Below are 15,799 nucleotides of genomic sequence, written 5' to 3'. Positions count from 1 at the left end.
GTGAACGAAATTACAGAACGTAGCCCGAAAACAACATTCCGACTATTTAAAAGGGTCGTCCTCTGGACGACCCTTTTTCTATCTCTTATCACCATTGGCATAGTTGTCTGGCTTGGCAGTTATGCGATGGGCCGCAACACCGATATCAAGACAGATTCGGTTATCATCGATATTCCACCCGGAACTTCCGTACGCGGAATCAGTGCCATTCTCGGAGAATCAGGTCTGATCAAGGACGATATCCGGTTCCTGATCTTTACCAGGATCCTTGGCGTCTCAGGCAAACTCAGGGCAGGAGAGTTTGCCATTGCCACCGGGAAAAATCCCCTCGAAGTGATTGACCTTCTGGTTCAAGCTGTTCCTCTCCAGCACAGCGTTACCATCCCGGAAGGTTTGAAAATTGAAGAAATTGCTGAAATCTTTGCCGGTCAGGGGTGGTGTGAGGCCAATGAATATATCAAGCTCTCGCGAGATCCTTCTTTTATAGAGGAACTGGGGCTCGGTGAGATGCCTTCTCTGGAAGGATACCTCTACCCGGATACCTACTATCTGACCCGCAGTAAACATGGCCCCCGTAAGCTCATCGAAATGCAGGTCAAACGTTTTCATACAATCTGGGGCGAGTTGACAAAAGATCTCGCTTCCGCACCTGATATGGCCGATACGGTCACCCTCGCTTCCATAGTGGAGAAAGAGACCGGGGCGCCATCCGAGAGACCACTGATTGCCGGGGTTTTTCATAACCGACTCCAAAAAGGCATGCGTCTGCAGTCTGATCCGACGGTTGTGTATGGTGTAGAGGGTGCCAACGGTCCCATCACCAGATCGCAACTGAGGGCAACCACGCCCTATAATACTTATGTTATACCTGCATTGCCGGTTGGCCCCATAGCCAACCCGGGGAAAGACGCGCTGCATGCTGTTTTGAATCCGGCTGAAACCAAGTATCTGTATTTTGTTTCGAAAAATGACGGAACTCATCAATTTTCGACAAATCTCAGAGATCACAACCGGGCTGTACAAAAATATCAGCGGAAAAAATAGTTCAAAACCTGTAAAGATTGAGATGCAACTGCAAGGTCGGGCGTGACGGGTTCTCTTCTTTTCATAGTAGAGTGAAAATGAAGTGGATTTTGTTCTCCTGTATGGCAGATAATGATGGAGTTTGGAGTAAAAGGTGAAAATTGCTCTTGTTCAAATAAATCCGGTCCTTGGGGACTTCCCCGCCAACTGCCAGAAAATGATTGATTATGCCGGGGAGGCATACATCAAAGGCTGTAAACTGGTTGTTTTTCCTGAATTGGCAATTTCAGGCTATCCCCCGCAGGATCTGCTGGAACGTCAGTCCTTTGTCCGCGATCATGAAAAGGCTAAAGTGGCTCTCATTAATTCTTTGCCGGCGATCGACGTTATGTTTGGTTGCATAGAACAAAGGATTGGAGGGGGGGGTAAACCGCTTTATAACTCCGCAGTTGTTGTTCGAAACGGCGAGGTTGTTTTCAAGGCACACAAGCAGCTTCTTCCATCCTACGACGTTTTTGACGAAACACGATATTTCGAGCCCGGTTCCCCGTCTGAACTGTATGAGTTGGATGGTCACTTTTTCGGTGTTTCCGTCTGTGAAGATGTCTGGCATCATGAAGTGCATGATTATACAGTTGATCCGTTGGCCGAAATCCATAACAAGGCGAATGAACAAGGGGTTAAGCTGAGCGGGATGATCAACATCAGCGCCTCTCCTTTCCAGCGAGACAAAGAGGACACCCGTCGCTCAATCTTTAAGCGCTACTGCAATGATTATCAGACTCCCTTCCTCTACTGTAACCAGGTGGGCGGGCAGGATTCCCTGATATTCGATGGCCGCAGTCTGGCCATGGACCAAAAAGGTGAGGTGGTTGCCCAGTCGCTTGGCTTTGCCGAGGATATGGTGATTGTTGATACTGATAACTGGCGTGGAGATATGCACGCCCAGGTCGATCCGCCGACCATCAGCACAGTATACGATGCGTTGGTGCTGGGAGTTCGGGATTACGTTACCAAGTGTGGATTCAAATCAGCTGTGATTGGACTTTCAGGGGGAATAGACTCTGCCTTGACTGCGGCGCTTGCAGTTGCAGCCCTGGGGAAAGAAAACGTGCTTGGTGTAGCGATGCCATCGCCCTACAGCTCCCGTGAGTCACTTGAAGATGCCCGGCAGCTTGCAGCAAATCTTGACTGCAGCTTTGAAATTATACCCATTGCCCCGCTGTTTGATCAGTTTAAAGAAAGTCTGTCGCCATTATTTGCCGATTTTGAACACGATCTTACCGAGCAGAATCTTCAGGCGCGGATCCGCGGCAATTTATTGATGGCTCTGTCAAACAAGTTCGGGCATCTGTTGCTGACCACTGGCAACAAGAGTGAAATGGCGGTTGGATACTGTACCCTGTATGGAGACATGAGCGGTGGGCTTGCGGTGATATCCGACGTTCCCAAGCAGCTTGTATATGAGCTGTCGCGTTTTGTGAACATTGCGCGGGAGATCATACCGGAGCGTATAATCGAAAAGCCGCCCTCCGCAGAGCTGAAGCCTGATCAACTCGATCAGGATGATTTGCCGCCATACGAGATACTCGACGCTATTCTCGAGCTTTACCTGGAAGAGGGGAAGGGCATCACGGAAATTATCGATCTTGGTTATGCTGAGGCTGTGGTGCACGATATTATTCATCGGGTGCGCATTAATGAGTATAAACGTAAGCAGGCGCCCATGGGACTCAAGGTGACCACCAAGGCCTTCGGATGCGGTAGAAGGTACCCGACCACTCAAAGATATCGAGGCTAGAGTAATCGCAACGATGCCAGCAAATCATACCAAAAAAATATTAAGTAAAGGAGTGCGGGGGCCGGTCGTTGCACTTATTCTGCTTCTTGGAGTGTTGGCGTTTTTTGTGATACAGGAGGTTGGGTTGAAACGGCCTGACCAGCTCTATTTAACTGCCGCAGGTTCGGTGGATATGTGCCTTTCCTGCCATGAGGATGTCAAACTCGATACTTTTCACGATGCCAGGATGATAGGTTGTGCACCGTGTCATCTTGGCGACCCGCTTGCTATCACCAAAGAAAAAGCCCACGCTGGCATGGTGATAAACCCGGGTGACCTCAGGACCATAGAAAAAACATGTTCTGTTGAGGGCTGCCATCCTACAGATGCTCATAAGGTGAAAAACTCACTTATGGCGACTAATCGCGGTATTCTCGGTACTCTGCTCTATTACTGGGGCGAATCAGATTCCCAGGATACCGATCTGACAGTGGAGCAATTACTGGAGAGCGGTGAGACCTCTCTCGCACTCGACTATTACAGAAAGCTGTGTGCCACCTGCCATTTATGGAAGCAAAAAAATGATCTCCCGGGTGCCCCTGATTTCTTTAACGAAAAGGGCGGGGGCTGTACAGCCTGTCATTTTCAGAAACCCGCCGAAACCGTAGAGACGGTTCAAAGCCTTCAGGGCGATGATATGGTGAGGGAAAAGAAAGACAAAGAGAAGAAACCCCACCCGCTCATAACCGCCGCCGTAGATCAGACTAACTGTATTCGCTGTCATAATCGATCCGGGCGCATCGGCTTATCATATATTGGCATTTTCGAGTCAGAAGGGTATGGCGCTCCGTTTGAGAAAGGTGGCATGAGCAGTAAGCAGCTGCCGGGTGCCCGCTTTTACCTTGAAATTGCCGACGATGTCCATCACCGCAAAGGAATGCAGTGTATCGATTGTCATACCAGAAATGAGATTATGGGGGATGGCACCAGCTACGCACATTACGAGGACCAGCTGGAGATTTCCTGTATCGTCTGCCATTCTGACTCGCCAGGTACCACCCGAAAGGGGGATAAACTGAATAATCTGGTTGATGCAGATGGTAAAGTTGCCCTGCAGGGTAAAATTGATGATCGCATTCGGCCGCTCAATGGCCCTAAACCCGGTGTATGTGATTTTGAGCCGCATAAGAGGGTCACCTGTGAGTCGTGTCACTCAACCTGGGTACCGCAGTGTTATGGTTGTCACGTAAAGCAGGATCAGCGTAAGAAACATCTCGATAAGCTGACGCTAGAAGAGACGTCCGGCATGTGGGAAGAAGGCCGGTCGTATATACGCTACGAGAAGCCCATGCTTGGAATATGGGAAGATGAGGTCGTGATAGTCACTCCGGGTTGCCAGGATATAGTCACTCTGGTTGATGAAGACGGCGACGACGCGGGAGGGTTCAACAGGTTCACCATGGCTGCTATTAATCCCCATACTACCCAGGAAAAAGGTCGCAATTGCGTTGATTGCCATTCATCCCCCAAGACAGTCGGGCTGGGGGAAGGAAAAATATATGAGAAGGACGGCAAACTCGAATTTTCAGGGGTTGAGCAGGGTGTAATGACAACCAGTGGGCGCACGGTGCCGTTTGATGCCTGGGTGACCATAGATGGTGAACAGTTACAGCATGGTTCCCGCCATAACGTTCGACCGTTTAATAAAGCAGAGCTGGATAAAATACTACGGGTCGGGTTGTGTGTGGATTGTCATGATTCCTATTCCGACCCGATCTGGAAAACCTACAAGGCCGGCATGGTGTGCGAGAGAAGCACTAAGGCAAAAGTCTCGGTGCCGGCCCCCGAAGGAACGGAAAAAGCACCAATTCACTCTGATTACGCAGGAGAATAGTCATAGGTATCGTTACAGGTAATATAGAAGGTCTGAAGAAGAACCAGCTTAAGGTTCTTGAACGCCTTGGCAGTAAGCGCGTCCCTAGAGAGGTGATAATCTCTTCAGAAATGGCACGTACTTTGTGCCAGATCTCACAGGAACTCAACCGTCAGGTTGGTATTCTCATTCATCGATCGGGAAAAATTGAGACAGTAATTGTCGGTAGTTTTTCATCCATCCTGATTCCACAACTCTCCCATCTGAGAAGCTCAGGTGGCCGGTTGCGTGGTGTCCGTCTTGTCCATACCCATTTGGCTGGTGAGGACATAAGTGACGAGGACTTGATGGATTTGCTGTTCCTCAGGCTCGATCTGCTCTCTGTATTAAAGATTACCGATGATGGGTTGCCTGAGCGTTTGTATTCCGTACATTTGGTGCCTAACAAGCGGGAAGACGGCAGAAACTGGATTTTTCTGCCTCCGGTACACCCTGCGGCCCAGACAGAAAGTTTTGAAAATCTGGTTGCTGCTCTCGAAGCTGAATTCTCCCGCGCCCACAAGGTACGTAAGGTTGAAACCGGCAAGGACAGAGCAATACTGGTCAGCGTCAGTACTGAATCGAAGATGCAGGCTCAGGAGTCGATGAATGAGCTGGTGGAATTGGCCAGAACTGACGATGTCGAAGTACTGGAGACGGTGCTGCAGAGAAGGCGTGTGGTCAATCCCAGGACAATTCTCGGCAGGGGCAAGCTCGCCGACATTATGATCCTCGCTCTGCAGCTGGACGCCAATCTGCTCATATTCAACCAGGAGTTGAATCCGTCCCAGATACGATCAATAACAGATTTCACGGATCTCAGGGTAATCGATCGAACCCAGCTCATTCTTGATATATTCGCCCACAGAGCGATGAGCAGAGAGGGAAAGCTCCAGGTGGAAATGGCACAGCTGAAATATATGATGCCCCGGCTATCCTCCAGAGATGATGCGCTTTCCAGGCTGACAGGCGGTATTGGTGCCAGAGGTCCGGGCGAAACAAAGCTGGAAATCGACCGCAGACGTATCAATGACAGGTTGGCGAGGCTGGCTAAAGAGTTGAAAAATGTCAGCAGGGAACGGTATCGCCGTCGCTCCCAGAGGAGAAAAAAGGACCTGCCAGTCATTTCCCTGGTTGGTTATACCAACGCTGGCAAATCGACCTTATTAAATACCCTTACCAACTCAGATATCCTGGCCGAGAATAAACTCTTTGCCACTCTCGATCCCACCAGTCGTAGATTGCGCTTTCCCACCGACATGGAGGTGATCATTACTGACACTGTGGGCTTTATCCGCAATCTTCCCGAGGATCTGATTCAGGCATTTATGGCTACCCTGGAGGAGTTGCAGGAAGCAGATCTGCTGGTACACGTTATTGATGTATCCAACCCCAATTATCATGAGCACGTCAGGGTCGTTGAGAGCCTGCTTAGTGAACTGGAGCTGAATTCTATTCCAATCCTCAAAGTGTTCAACAAGTTGGATCGGATTGAGAACCCGGAGATGATACGGACGGAGTGTGAGCGCGAAGGTGTGCTGGTGAGTGCTATCCAATCAGAGACGCTCGCCCCGTTCCTGCAGGAGGCAGAGCGGATGATGGGCAAGGGGCTACAGGGTTACGGGCCAAATCGAAGATAGAAGCCAAGCTCTTTTTCAAAGGCCTGGTCTTTTCTGAATCTGCAGCCTACAGCGTTGCCCTCGAGATGCTGGACGACAAATTCCCGGATGAGCCTGGTTTTCTTTTTGTCGTCCAATGTGAAATCGAGGCGACCCCGGCTACCGACCTCAAGGCCTCTCATTCCATTGGAAATAAGGAAACTGGAACCATTAAGGGAGAGATTTTTGATTTGGGCTTCTCCATTGCCTGAGGCAGGAGGAAGGAGGCTGTATGAACCAAAGAGATTCGTCTCCCGTCTGAATGTTTGTCGAAAATCGAGGTTGACCACAAAGACATGGGAGCAGTTGCAGCGGACTTTAAGGTTATGAAGCCATCCTCTGTACTGCTCTGCAGATACTGATTTGACTGCATTGCATTCAGGGCAAACTAAAGTTGTGTGACCATCCTCGTTCACGTAGGCCTTCATTGTCTCTTTGGTGGCCTGATGTGCTGTATTAGGCTGACTCTTTTTCACTTCTATCTATAACCTTGATATTCTGCCTGCAGAAATGTGTTGCCGTTTTTGCAAGCGATTACAATGAATTGCCTTTGATGTTGCAGACTGTTTACAGATAAAGAAAAGTTGAATCCTGACAACCATTATGGTCTGTTGTCTGTCTTAACGCAATCGTTTTTTATATCAAATAAATAGAGGTGAATTGCAGGAAGAGAAAATGCCTTTGAGACCACATACCCGGGGAGATAAAAAAAGTGCGTATGCGAAAATTGAAAAGGTTTGAAGTCATCTGCCTGGGAAGACCCCAAAGGGGCTTAAAGTGGCAGATGACTTGCCGGGCGGGGGCTCAATCGTAGACGATCGAGGTGTAGCGGGCCAGCAGCTCTTCTGTCTCTTCATCGAGATCGCTGGCTACTTCATGGATTTGGTATTCTGTTTTGCAGCCTGTACACCGCATCCGCACTCTGCGGCACATACGGTGTACTTCCAGTTTTGCTGAACACTTACGGCATTTCATTTGGCTTTAGCTCAGCAGCTCCTCTTTAGTGAAAATGGATTCGAGGCGATATCCTGCTTTTTCCAGCACTTCAACGCCACCTTCCTGGCGTTCAACGACTGTAGCGACCAACCCTACTTTAAAGCCCTGAGCTTCAACACGCTCAATTACTTTTATAAGGGTGCCGCCTGTGGTTACCACATCTTCCACCAGGGCTACAGTACAGCCTTCTGGCATATTATTGAGACCCTCGATGTAATTGCCGGTACCGTGTCCTTTAGCTTCTTTTCTTACGATAAAAGCGGGAATTGGCTTTTCTTCCAGAAAACTCACTACAGATGCGGCGGTTACAAGCGGATCTGCACCAAGGGTCATGCCGCCAATTGCTTCTATGTTTTCGCCGCTGTTGTAGACGAGTTCCATTAACAGCTTACCGCACAGGTAGGCACCTTCGGCACTGAGCGTGGTCTGCTTGCCATCAATATAAAAATCTGATGTTTTGCCGGAGGTGAGGGTAAAAGTGCCTTTACGGTATGATTTTTCCAGTAATATCTCTTTTAGACGCTGTCTGTCAGTCATGGGGATGGGAATCCTTCGTTTGAATTGTCTTAGCGGGTAAATTGTATTCGTCGGAACGACGTAGATAAAATTAGCACATTAGCGCGTTTTAGTCCTGCTGGAAAGAAAAACCGTGCCTTGCATAAAAAGATCATGGTAGTCTATTGTATCAGCCTGTCAGGCTGAAATTCGAAAAATCGGTATCGAAACAAGACCTTAGAATAGATCACAAGGAGATAGTATGTGCGGAATTGTTGGATATACAGGGCCTAAGCGTGTAGTTCCAGTTATCCTTGAGGGGTTAAGGCGGCTGGAGTACAGAGGCTATGACTCAGCAGGCGTTGTCTATCTTCAAGACGGCAGACTGATTAAACACCGCGCTGAAGGAAAGCTGGTAAATCTCGAGAATCGGATTGATGATGCAATTATTGCCAAGGCGCATATAGGGCTCGGACATACCCGTTGGGCGACCCATGGAGCGCCAACAGAGGAGAACGCCCATCCCCATAGTGATTGCAGTGGTGACCTCGTCGTGGTTCATAACGGCATAATTGAAAACTATCATTCCCTGCGCGAAGACCTGAAGAGCAAGGGGCATGTTTTCAGCTCCGAGACAGACACAGAAGTTCTTGCTCACCTCATAGAAGAACATTTAAAAGATGATTTAGTCGAAGCTGTAAAGGCTGCCTTGAAGCTTGTGGACGGTTCCTTTGCGCTCGGTGTTCTCTGGGCCAAGCAACCAGGCACCTTGATTGCCGCCAGAAATCAGAGCCCGCTGGTACTTGGCGTGAGTGAAGACAATGGTATGCTGATGGCCTCGGATATCCCTGCGCTGCTGCCGTATACCAATAAGGTAGTCTTTCTGGAAGATATGGAAATGGCAGTAATCACCGCCTCCAGCTATGCAGTCAGTTCACTGGAAACCGGCGCTGAAGTAGAGAAAGAGGTTAAGATCATCGAGTGGAATGCGGCTATGGCGGAAAAAGCCGGATACAAGCATTTCATGTTGAAAGAGATATATGAGCAACCGCAGGCTATCACCAACACCCTGAGCGGCAGGATTAACCCTGAAACCGGCGAAGTATTTATCCCTGAGGTGAACCTGACCAGTGAGGATGTGACCAAGATCGACAGGATCTTTCTGGTTGCCTGCGGAACTTCCTGGCACGCTGCACTGGTTGCCAAATACTGGATAGAGAAATATGCCCGTATCCCTGTCGATGTGGATATTGCCAGCGAATTCAGGTACAGGGATCTGGTTATCGATGAACGTGTGATGACTATCTCTATCTCCCAGTCGGGTGAGACGGCAGACACCCTGGCCGGCATCAGGATAGCCAAACAACTTGGTTCAAAGGTTATCACCATCTGCAATGTTGTTGGCTCCACCATGACGCGTGAGGCGGACGGCACTGTGTATACCCATGCAGGCCCTGAGATTGGTGTTGCTTCCACCAAGGCTTTCACTGCCCAGCTGGCGGCATTATTCCTGCTTACTCTGCAACTGGGTCAGCTGAAAGGTACCGTCAGTCTCGAGAAAAGCCTCGAACTCGGCAGGGCTCTCATCGACGTGGCTGCGGTGATTGGCCGTGATCTCAAAAAAATGCAGAACCAGATCGCAGAGCTTATCGAGACCTTTTATGACGCACGTGACTTTCTCTTTGTAGGCCGGGGCTTGAGTTATCCGATCGCGCTTGAAGGTGCATTGAAACTCAAAGAGTTATCATACATTCATGCCGAAGGGTATGCATCAGGAGAGCTTAAGCATGGGCCAATAGCGCTGATCGACAAGGATATGCCGATTCTGGCCCTTGTTCCCAAAGATGCCGTATATCAAAAGAGCATCTCAAATGTCGAAGAGATCAAGGCGCGGCAGGGGCGTCTGATCCTGATCGGCACAGAAGGTGATGACCATCTGAAAAACATCACCGATGATGTGATTTATATGCCAGAAGTCCATGAGGAGATGAACCCGCTGCTCTACACCATACCGGCCCAGTTGCTGAGTTATGAGATTGCCAATCGGCGGGGTTGCGATGTAGATCAGCCGAGAAACCTCGCAAAGAGTGTGACCGTGGAGTAAGCGGTCTCGGATAAATGGCGTTTCGGGCCAAATATGACAAGAGGCGGGGTGAGTACACTTCGCCTCTTGTCGTTTGAAGAGGTGCGATTTTCGCCTTGAGATCTGTATTGCGTATTGGCTGTAAACCTCACAACGTTTTGACATTTGAAGCAAGCGCAATTATTATACTGCTTTTTTACACTGAGTTACTCATATCTTAAAATAATCGGAGCTGGAATTTTTCCCCAATGGTGCAGATAGGTCTAGAAAAAATTATCGAAAGTCCGCCTGAATGGCTGAAGGAGGCGAGAATCGGACTGTTATCCAATCAGGCGTCCACCGCATCGGATCTGGTTCACAGTAGATTTCATCTACAAAAGGCCTTCCCGGGTCAGATGACCTGCCTGTTCTCGCCCCAGCACGGTTTTTTTGCTGAGAAGCAGGATAACATGATCGAGTCAGGTCATCAGTTGGACCCTGCGACGGGTCTGATGGTGTATAGCCTTTATGGCGACAGCCGGGAACCGAACGAAGAGCAGTACGCGCAAATAGATGTGCTGCTCATCGATATCGTTGATGTGGGAACCAGGGTCTACACTTTCATGTATACCATGGCCTATTGCCTTGAATGGGCCGCTAAACTGGGTAAAAAGGTTGTGGTGCTCGATAGACCGAATCCGGTTGGCGGGAAAGTTGTCGAGGGTAATATCCTTGAGCCCGAATGGGCATCATTCGTGGGGTTGTATCCCATCCCCATGCGGCATGGCCTCACTTTTGGCGAACTGGCCATGATGATGAACCAGGAGTTTTCCTTAGGCGCTGATCTGGAAGTGATCGCCATGGACGGTTGGAAGCGGGATATGTTCTTCCGTGACACAGGCTTCCCATGGGTATTTCCATCACCGAATATGCCGACGCCGGAGACCGCGTTGGTTTATCCAGGTCAGGTAATCTGGGAGGGTACCAATGTTTCGGAAGGGCGTGGCACGACGCTCCCCTTTGAACTCGTTGGCGCACCGTTCTGGAAATGTGGTGAAATGCTGGATGCAGTTAAGGATATTCCGCTGCCTGGCTGTTATCTCAGGGAACTCGCTTTTGAACCCACTTCTGGTAAGTTCGCCAGGCAGGTATGCAACGGTTTTCAGATACACATTACAGATCCTTCTGCTTTTCTGCCTTATAGAACAAGTCTGGCCCTGTTACAGGCCTCGTTTGGGCTTTATCCTGAAAGTTTCTCTTACAAAGAACCACCGTATGAGTATGAGTTTACACGATTGCCAATGGATTTGATTATCGGCAGTCAGGCTGTGAGAAAAGCACTGGAAACGGATAAAGCTTTGCTGGAGATCGAAGCAGAGTGGCGACAGGAACTGACTCAGTACGATGAGATGCGCCAGAAATACTTTCTGTACTAGACTGAGCTTCGTATCTACATAAAAAATCTTGGCGACGAGATTATCCATACTTCAAATGAAGAATACCCAGGCAACCTGAAGGTGAATATGATTAAGAAAAATATACCGTTGGCACAAGTGGCAGAGCTGGTTGGTGGAGAGTTGGTTGGTGATGGTGAGGTTACTATATCCAATCTGGCCTCTCTGGAAGCGGCAGAGCAGGGCGATCTGACCTTTCTGGTCAAGGCCACGGAACTTGACCGGCTTGAGGGCAGTAAGGCGACGGCTTCAATAGTGCCGTTGGATGTGGAGCAAAGCCTTGAGATTCCAACCATACGGGTTAAAGACCCGTATCTGGCCTCCGCCATAATCCATAATCATATTCTGGCTGAACCATTTGTGGCCAAAGGCATCCATCCGAGTGCTTTTGTGGATGATGAGTGCGAAGTACCTGAAGATGTGAGTATCGGGCCAATGGTTGTACTAGGCAAGAGGGTCATGCTTGGCAGACGGGTGACTATTGAGGCCGGCACTGTGATCGGTGATGACGTTGCGATTGGCGATGATACTGTATTGAAGGCGAATGTTACCATCGCCAACGGGTGTATCCTCGGTAACCGGGTGATTATTCATTCCGGTACTGTGATCGGCGCTGATGGCTATGGCTATGCAACGGACGCTATGGGCAATCATGTGAAACGTCCCCAGGTCGGTATCGTCCGTATTGATGATGATGTCGAGATAGGTGCTAATGCCTGTATAGACAGGGCAGCTTTTGGCGAAACATGGATTCAGTCGGGAGTGAAGATTGATAACCTGGTGCAGGTTGGCCATAATGTGGTTATTGGTCCAAATTCTCTGATAATTTCGCAAGTGGGACTAGCCGGTTCATGTTCTCTAGGGAGGAATGTGGTACTGGCGGGTCAGGCGGCTGTAAATGGGCACATTCATCTGGATGACCAGGTAATGGTTGCGGCTGGCGGTGGAGTACATCACTCACTGCCTAAAGGCGCCAAAGTAGGTGGCTGGCCGGCATTGCCCATTAAATCCTGGGCAAAATCGATAATGGTTTATAATAAACTTCCTGAACTGAACAGCGATGTGCGGAAGCTGAAAAAAGCAGTTGCCGCTCTACAGGAAGACATATCAAAAAATGAGAAATGAAATTAGATAAAGGAGAGAGAGTATGAGCGAGATCCCCGCTCCGGAAAATATAGATATTGTAGGCATTATGGATCTGGTACCTCACAGGTATCCGTTTCTTCTAGTGGACAGGGTTCTGGATATGAAAGTTGGTGAGGAAGTCACAGCGCTGAAAAACGTGACCATCAACGAACAGTTCTTCCAGGGACATTTCCCAGGTAAGCCTGTTATGCCGGGTGTACTCATCCTTGAAGGTCTTGCCCAGGTTGGCTGTATTATGACTTTTTATGCCGATCAGGATGCCATAGGCAACAAGCTGATCTTTTTTGCCGGAATAGACAAAGCACGTTTCAGAAAGCCGGTAGTTCCAGGAGATCAGTTGATATATAAAGTAAAACTTCTGAAAAAGAAAAGAAACATCATGGTTATGGAAGCCAAGGCGTATGTAGATGACGCTTTGGTTGCCGAAGCCGAAATGATGGCGTCCTACTCTTAGTCTCCAGGTAGCACTGAAAAGAGATTGATGGCCATTTACCCTATTGCCGAAAAGTCATGATCTGCGTGGGTAGATGGCCATCGGTACGATCAGTGTTATATTAAGAAATTGTAGACCTTCGGACTTTGATGTGATTTATTGGCAGCAGAAAATTTCATGTTTGTTGTTGAAAAAACAAAACATTTTAAACTTGGTACATTATGAATATCCATCCAACAGCAGTTGTTGACCCCAAAGCTGAACTCGATAGTTCTGTAGTTGTGGGCCCTTATGCCGTAATTGAAGCCGGAGTCTGCATAGATGAAGGAACCACGGTAGAGCCCCACGCCGTTATCTCGGGCCCCACAACTATAGGGAAGAGGAACCTTATAAGCTCTTTCGCCAAGGTGGGAGGTGCTCCGCAGGATCTCAGCTACAAAGGGGAACCTACCGAACTGATTGTCGGAGACGATAACCAGATTCGTGAGTATGCTTCTATTCATAGAGGAACACCGCAAGGCCCGGGAAAAACCATTATCGGTAACTCCAACCTGCTCATGGCATATACGCATATCGCCCATGACTGTAAACTTGGCAACAATATCATTCTTGCCAACGTGGCCACCCTGGCAGGCCATGTTGAAGTGGGAGATCGCGCCTCTATCGGTGGCCTTGTTGCGATACACCAGTTCTGCCGTATCGGTTCATTCAGTTATATTGGTGGAGTATCTGGAATCAGCCTGGATGTCGCACCTTTTGTGATTATTGCCGGCACCAGAAACAGAACCAGAATCTCCGGCTTGAATAAAATAGGTCTCAAGAGAAACGGTTTCAGCAAAGAAACAATCAGCAAACTGGATACAGCCTTCAGAATCATCTTCAGATCACCGGATCTGTTACTAAAAGATGCGCTGGAACAGGCAAAAATGGAAATTACCGATTGCGATGAAGTTGCCCAGCTTATCGAATTTTTCGAGAGTTCTAAGCGTGGTGTTGTACGACGTACTGAAAATTGATGGGTAATATGGCAATCGATCCAAATACTATTGGTATAATCGCCGGTGGAGGTCAGTTTCCTCTGCTTTTTATCGAGGCGGCCCGGAAGGCAGGTCGCCGGGTGATGGTTATTGCCCATAAAAATGAGACGGACCAGCGGGTAGCGGATGCAGCGGATGATGTCTGTTGGATAAAACTTGGACAGCTGGGCAAGTTGATTTCCTGGTTCAAGTCCCATGGTGTCGCTGAAACGGTATTTCTTGGAACAATCACCAAGACCCAGATATTTCGGGATATCATGCCGGACCTGAAGGCTCTTACCCTCTGGAACAAGATTGATTCCAAGCAGGATGATGCCATCTTGCGCGCGATAGCTGCTGTTCTTGAAAAGGATGGTATCAAGGTCCGTGAATCGACCATGTATCTTGAACATTTGCTGTTTCCTCACGGAGTACTGACCAGAAAAAAGCCCTCCAAACAGCAGCGCCGGGACATCGAATTTGGCTGGCAGCATGCCAGGGCGATTGGCAGGCTTGATATCGGTCAATGTGTAGTGGTTCGCGATCTCACAGTGGTTGCTGTTGAGGCTATCGAAGGCACCGACGCGGCAATTAAACGTGGTGGTGCGTTGGCAAAAGAAAAAGCTGTCGTTGTCAAAGTCAAAAAGCCGGATCAGGATTTTCGTTTTGATTTGCCGGCGACCGGTATTCAGACCATTGAGTCATTACATAGTGTTAAGGGGTCTGTGTTGGCTGTAGAAGCTGGCCAGGCACTGTTGTTTGATCGTGAGGCAATGGTTCGCGCTGCGAACGATGCAGGCATCATAGTTGTTGGAGTGACGGAACAGCCTGACGGCACGCTGCTGTTCTAGATGTGTTGTTCAACTTATTGGGCTGATTTTACGCTGAATTGGAGGTCCCCGTGCAGGCAATGATCCTCGCAGCCGGTTTTGGCACCCGGCTACTACCCCATACCAGGGTAAAGCCCAAACCACTCTTCCCAATTCTGAACCAACCGTTGCTGTTACTCACAATCAGGCGATTGCAGCGGTTTGGTTTTTCCCGAATTATTGTTAATTGCCATCATCTGCGAAATCAGATTGAGTCTGCGTTGGCCGGTTTTGAAGGGGTTGTGGTTCAATCGGAAGAGACCATTCTCGGAACTGGCGGTGGCTTGCGCTACGCACTGAAACATATGGCTGATGAGCCCCTTCTGGTTACCAATGGTGATATCTATCACACTATCGACTATCGTCAGGTGATGAAGGAACACGCTGGCAATGATTGTGCAGTGACCATGGCCATGCATAATTGCAGCAGGTTCAATAAGGTTACTGTCGCAGGTGGTCGTGTTAAAAGCTTTGCAGCCGATGCAGCGGGTAGAAAACTGGCGTTTACCGGTCTGCAGGTGTTGGATCCGTCTATTCTCGAATCGCTGCCTGATGGTGCGAACAGTTGCATAATCGGTCATTATCGGAAACTGCTTGAAGAACGGGTTCAGCTTGGCGTATTCCGAGCCGATGACTGTTTCTGGACTGATATGGGAACCCCTGACGATTATCTGGAACTGCATGAAGGATTACTGACCGGCAAGATTCCCCGATGGCAGGACTTTGAATATCAGGATGACAATGCTTTTCTGGTGAGTGACAAGCTGACTGTCGTTGGAGAAAATAAGCTTGCGGACTGGTGTGCACTTGGTGCATCGAAGATTCAGGATGTGAAGCTGTCTCGTACAGTTGTCTGGGACGGGGTGGAGTTACCCATTGGACACATCGCCGACAATGAGCTTATATCGATTAGTCCGGATGGCTTATAAGTTGGCAGCAACATGTAAGATGAGTG

Annotated in this window: 14 protein-coding genes; 11 read left to right on the top strand and 3 right to left on the bottom strand. The window is 49.0% G+C overall.

All coding sequences use genetic code 11. The features are described 5' to 3' along the window. The 4 genes from mltG (at position 1) to hflX (ending at position 6,355) form a co-directional block, all read left to right on the top strand. Entirely contained in the window at positions 1-1,044 is a 1,044-nt protein-coding gene (mltG, locus tag FCL45_RS15955; RefSeq protein WP_228721348.1) for an endolytic transglycosylase MltG, read from the top strand. Positions 1,045-1,177: 133 nt separating this feature from the next. Next, positions 1,178-2,824 (top strand): NAD+ synthase, encoded by a 1,647-nt coding sequence (locus FCL45_RS15950; protein ID WP_136798284.1) that lies wholly within the window; start codon positions 1,178-1,180, stop codon positions 2,822-2,824. 13 nt (positions 2,825-2,837) lie between these two features. Beyond that, positions 2,838-4,697 carry a hypothetical protein gene (locus FCL45_RS15945; RefSeq protein ID WP_176360056.1) on the top strand — a complete coding sequence of 620 codons (1,860 nt, stop codon included), beginning with the start codon at positions 2,838-2,840 and terminating at the stop codon, positions 4,695-4,697. A 110-nt stretch (positions 4,698-4,807) separates the two neighbouring features. Then, positions 4,808-6,355 carry a GTPase HflX gene (gene hflX, locus FCL45_RS15940; RefSeq protein WP_228721347.1) on the top strand — a complete coding sequence of 516 codons (1,548 nt, stop codon included), beginning with the start codon at positions 4,808-4,810 and terminating at the stop codon, positions 6,353-6,355. Here the strand turns inward: hflX and FCL45_RS15935 are convergent. The 3 genes from FCL45_RS15935 to pyrE all read right to left on the bottom strand — a co-directional run bounded on the left by FCL45_RS15935 (position 6,334) and on the right by pyrE (position 7,906). Beyond that, a complete protein-coding gene (locus FCL45_RS15935) occupies positions 6,334-6,849 on the bottom strand; it encodes a zinc ribbon domain-containing protein (protein ID WP_136798282.1) in 516 nt (171 codons plus the stop codon). The genes hflX and FCL45_RS15935 overlap by 22 nt on opposite strands. Before the next feature lie 328 nt (positions 6,850-7,177). Then, entirely contained in the window at positions 7,178-7,348 is a 171-nt protein-coding gene (locus FCL45_RS15930) for a dual CXXC motif small (seleno)protein (RefSeq protein WP_167495809.1), read from the bottom strand. 6 nt (positions 7,349-7,354) lie between these two features. Next, on the bottom strand, positions 7,355-7,906 hold the full coding sequence (gene pyrE, locus FCL45_RS15925) for an orotate phosphoribosyltransferase (RefSeq protein ID WP_136798281.1): 552 nt from the start codon (positions 7,904-7,906) through the stop codon (positions 7,355-7,357). Positions 7,907-8,126: 220 nt separating this feature from the next. On the opposite strand from pyrE, the gene glmS reads away from it, so the two are divergent. The 7 genes from glmS (at position 8,127) to FCL45_RS15890 (ending at position 15,773) form a co-directional block, all read left to right on the top strand. After that, positions 8,127-9,968: a glutamine--fructose-6-phosphate transaminase (isomerizing) gene (gene glmS, locus FCL45_RS15920; protein WP_136798280.1), complete on the top strand. Its 1,842-nt coding sequence runs from the start codon at positions 8,127-8,129 to the stop codon at positions 9,966-9,968. Between the two features lie 227 nt (positions 9,969-10,195). Next, positions 10,196-11,362 carry an exo-beta-N-acetylmuramidase NamZ family protein gene (locus tag FCL45_RS15915; protein ID WP_136798279.1) on the top strand — a complete coding sequence of 389 codons (1,167 nt, stop codon included), beginning with the start codon at positions 10,196-10,198 and terminating at the stop codon, positions 11,360-11,362. Positions 11,363-11,449: 87 nt separating this feature from the next. Next, the gene (gene lpxD, locus FCL45_RS15910) at positions 11,450-12,505 is read left to right on the top strand and encodes a UDP-3-O-(3-hydroxymyristoyl)glucosamine N-acyltransferase (RefSeq protein WP_136798278.1); all 1,056 of its coding nucleotides are present in this window, start codon (positions 11,450-11,452) and stop codon (positions 12,503-12,505) included. A 22-nt stretch (positions 12,506-12,527) separates the two neighbouring features. Then, positions 12,528-12,980, top strand: coding sequence for a 3-hydroxyacyl-ACP dehydratase FabZ (gene fabZ, locus FCL45_RS15905; protein WP_136798277.1), 453 nt, complete (start codon positions 12,528-12,530; stop codon positions 12,978-12,980). 200 nt (positions 12,981-13,180) lie between these two features. Further along, complete coding sequence (gene lpxA, locus FCL45_RS15900; protein WP_136798276.1) at positions 13,181-13,975, top strand: acyl-ACP--UDP-N-acetylglucosamine O-acyltransferase; 795 nt, start codon at positions 13,181-13,183, stop codon at positions 13,973-13,975. Positions 13,976-13,983: 8 nt separating this feature from the next. Further along, positions 13,984-14,826, top strand: a complete 843-nt coding sequence (locus FCL45_RS15895; RefSeq protein ID WP_136798275.1) for an LpxI family protein — start codon at positions 13,984-13,986, stop codon at positions 14,824-14,826. A gap of 59 nt (positions 14,827-14,885) precedes the next feature. Continuing rightward, the gene (locus tag FCL45_RS15890; protein ID WP_136798315.1) at positions 14,886-15,773 is read left to right on the top strand and encodes a nucleotidyltransferase family protein; all 888 of its coding nucleotides are present in this window, start codon (positions 14,886-14,888) and stop codon (positions 15,771-15,773) included. Positions 15,774-15,799 lie beyond the last annotated feature (26 nt).

This window comes from Desulfosediminicola ganghwensis (assembly GCF_005116675.2).
Lineage (GTDB): Bacteria > Desulfobacterota > Desulfobulbia > Desulfobulbales > Desulfocapsaceae > Desulfopila > Desulfopila ganghwensis.
This window is presented reverse-complemented; position numbering and strand designations above follow the sequence as displayed.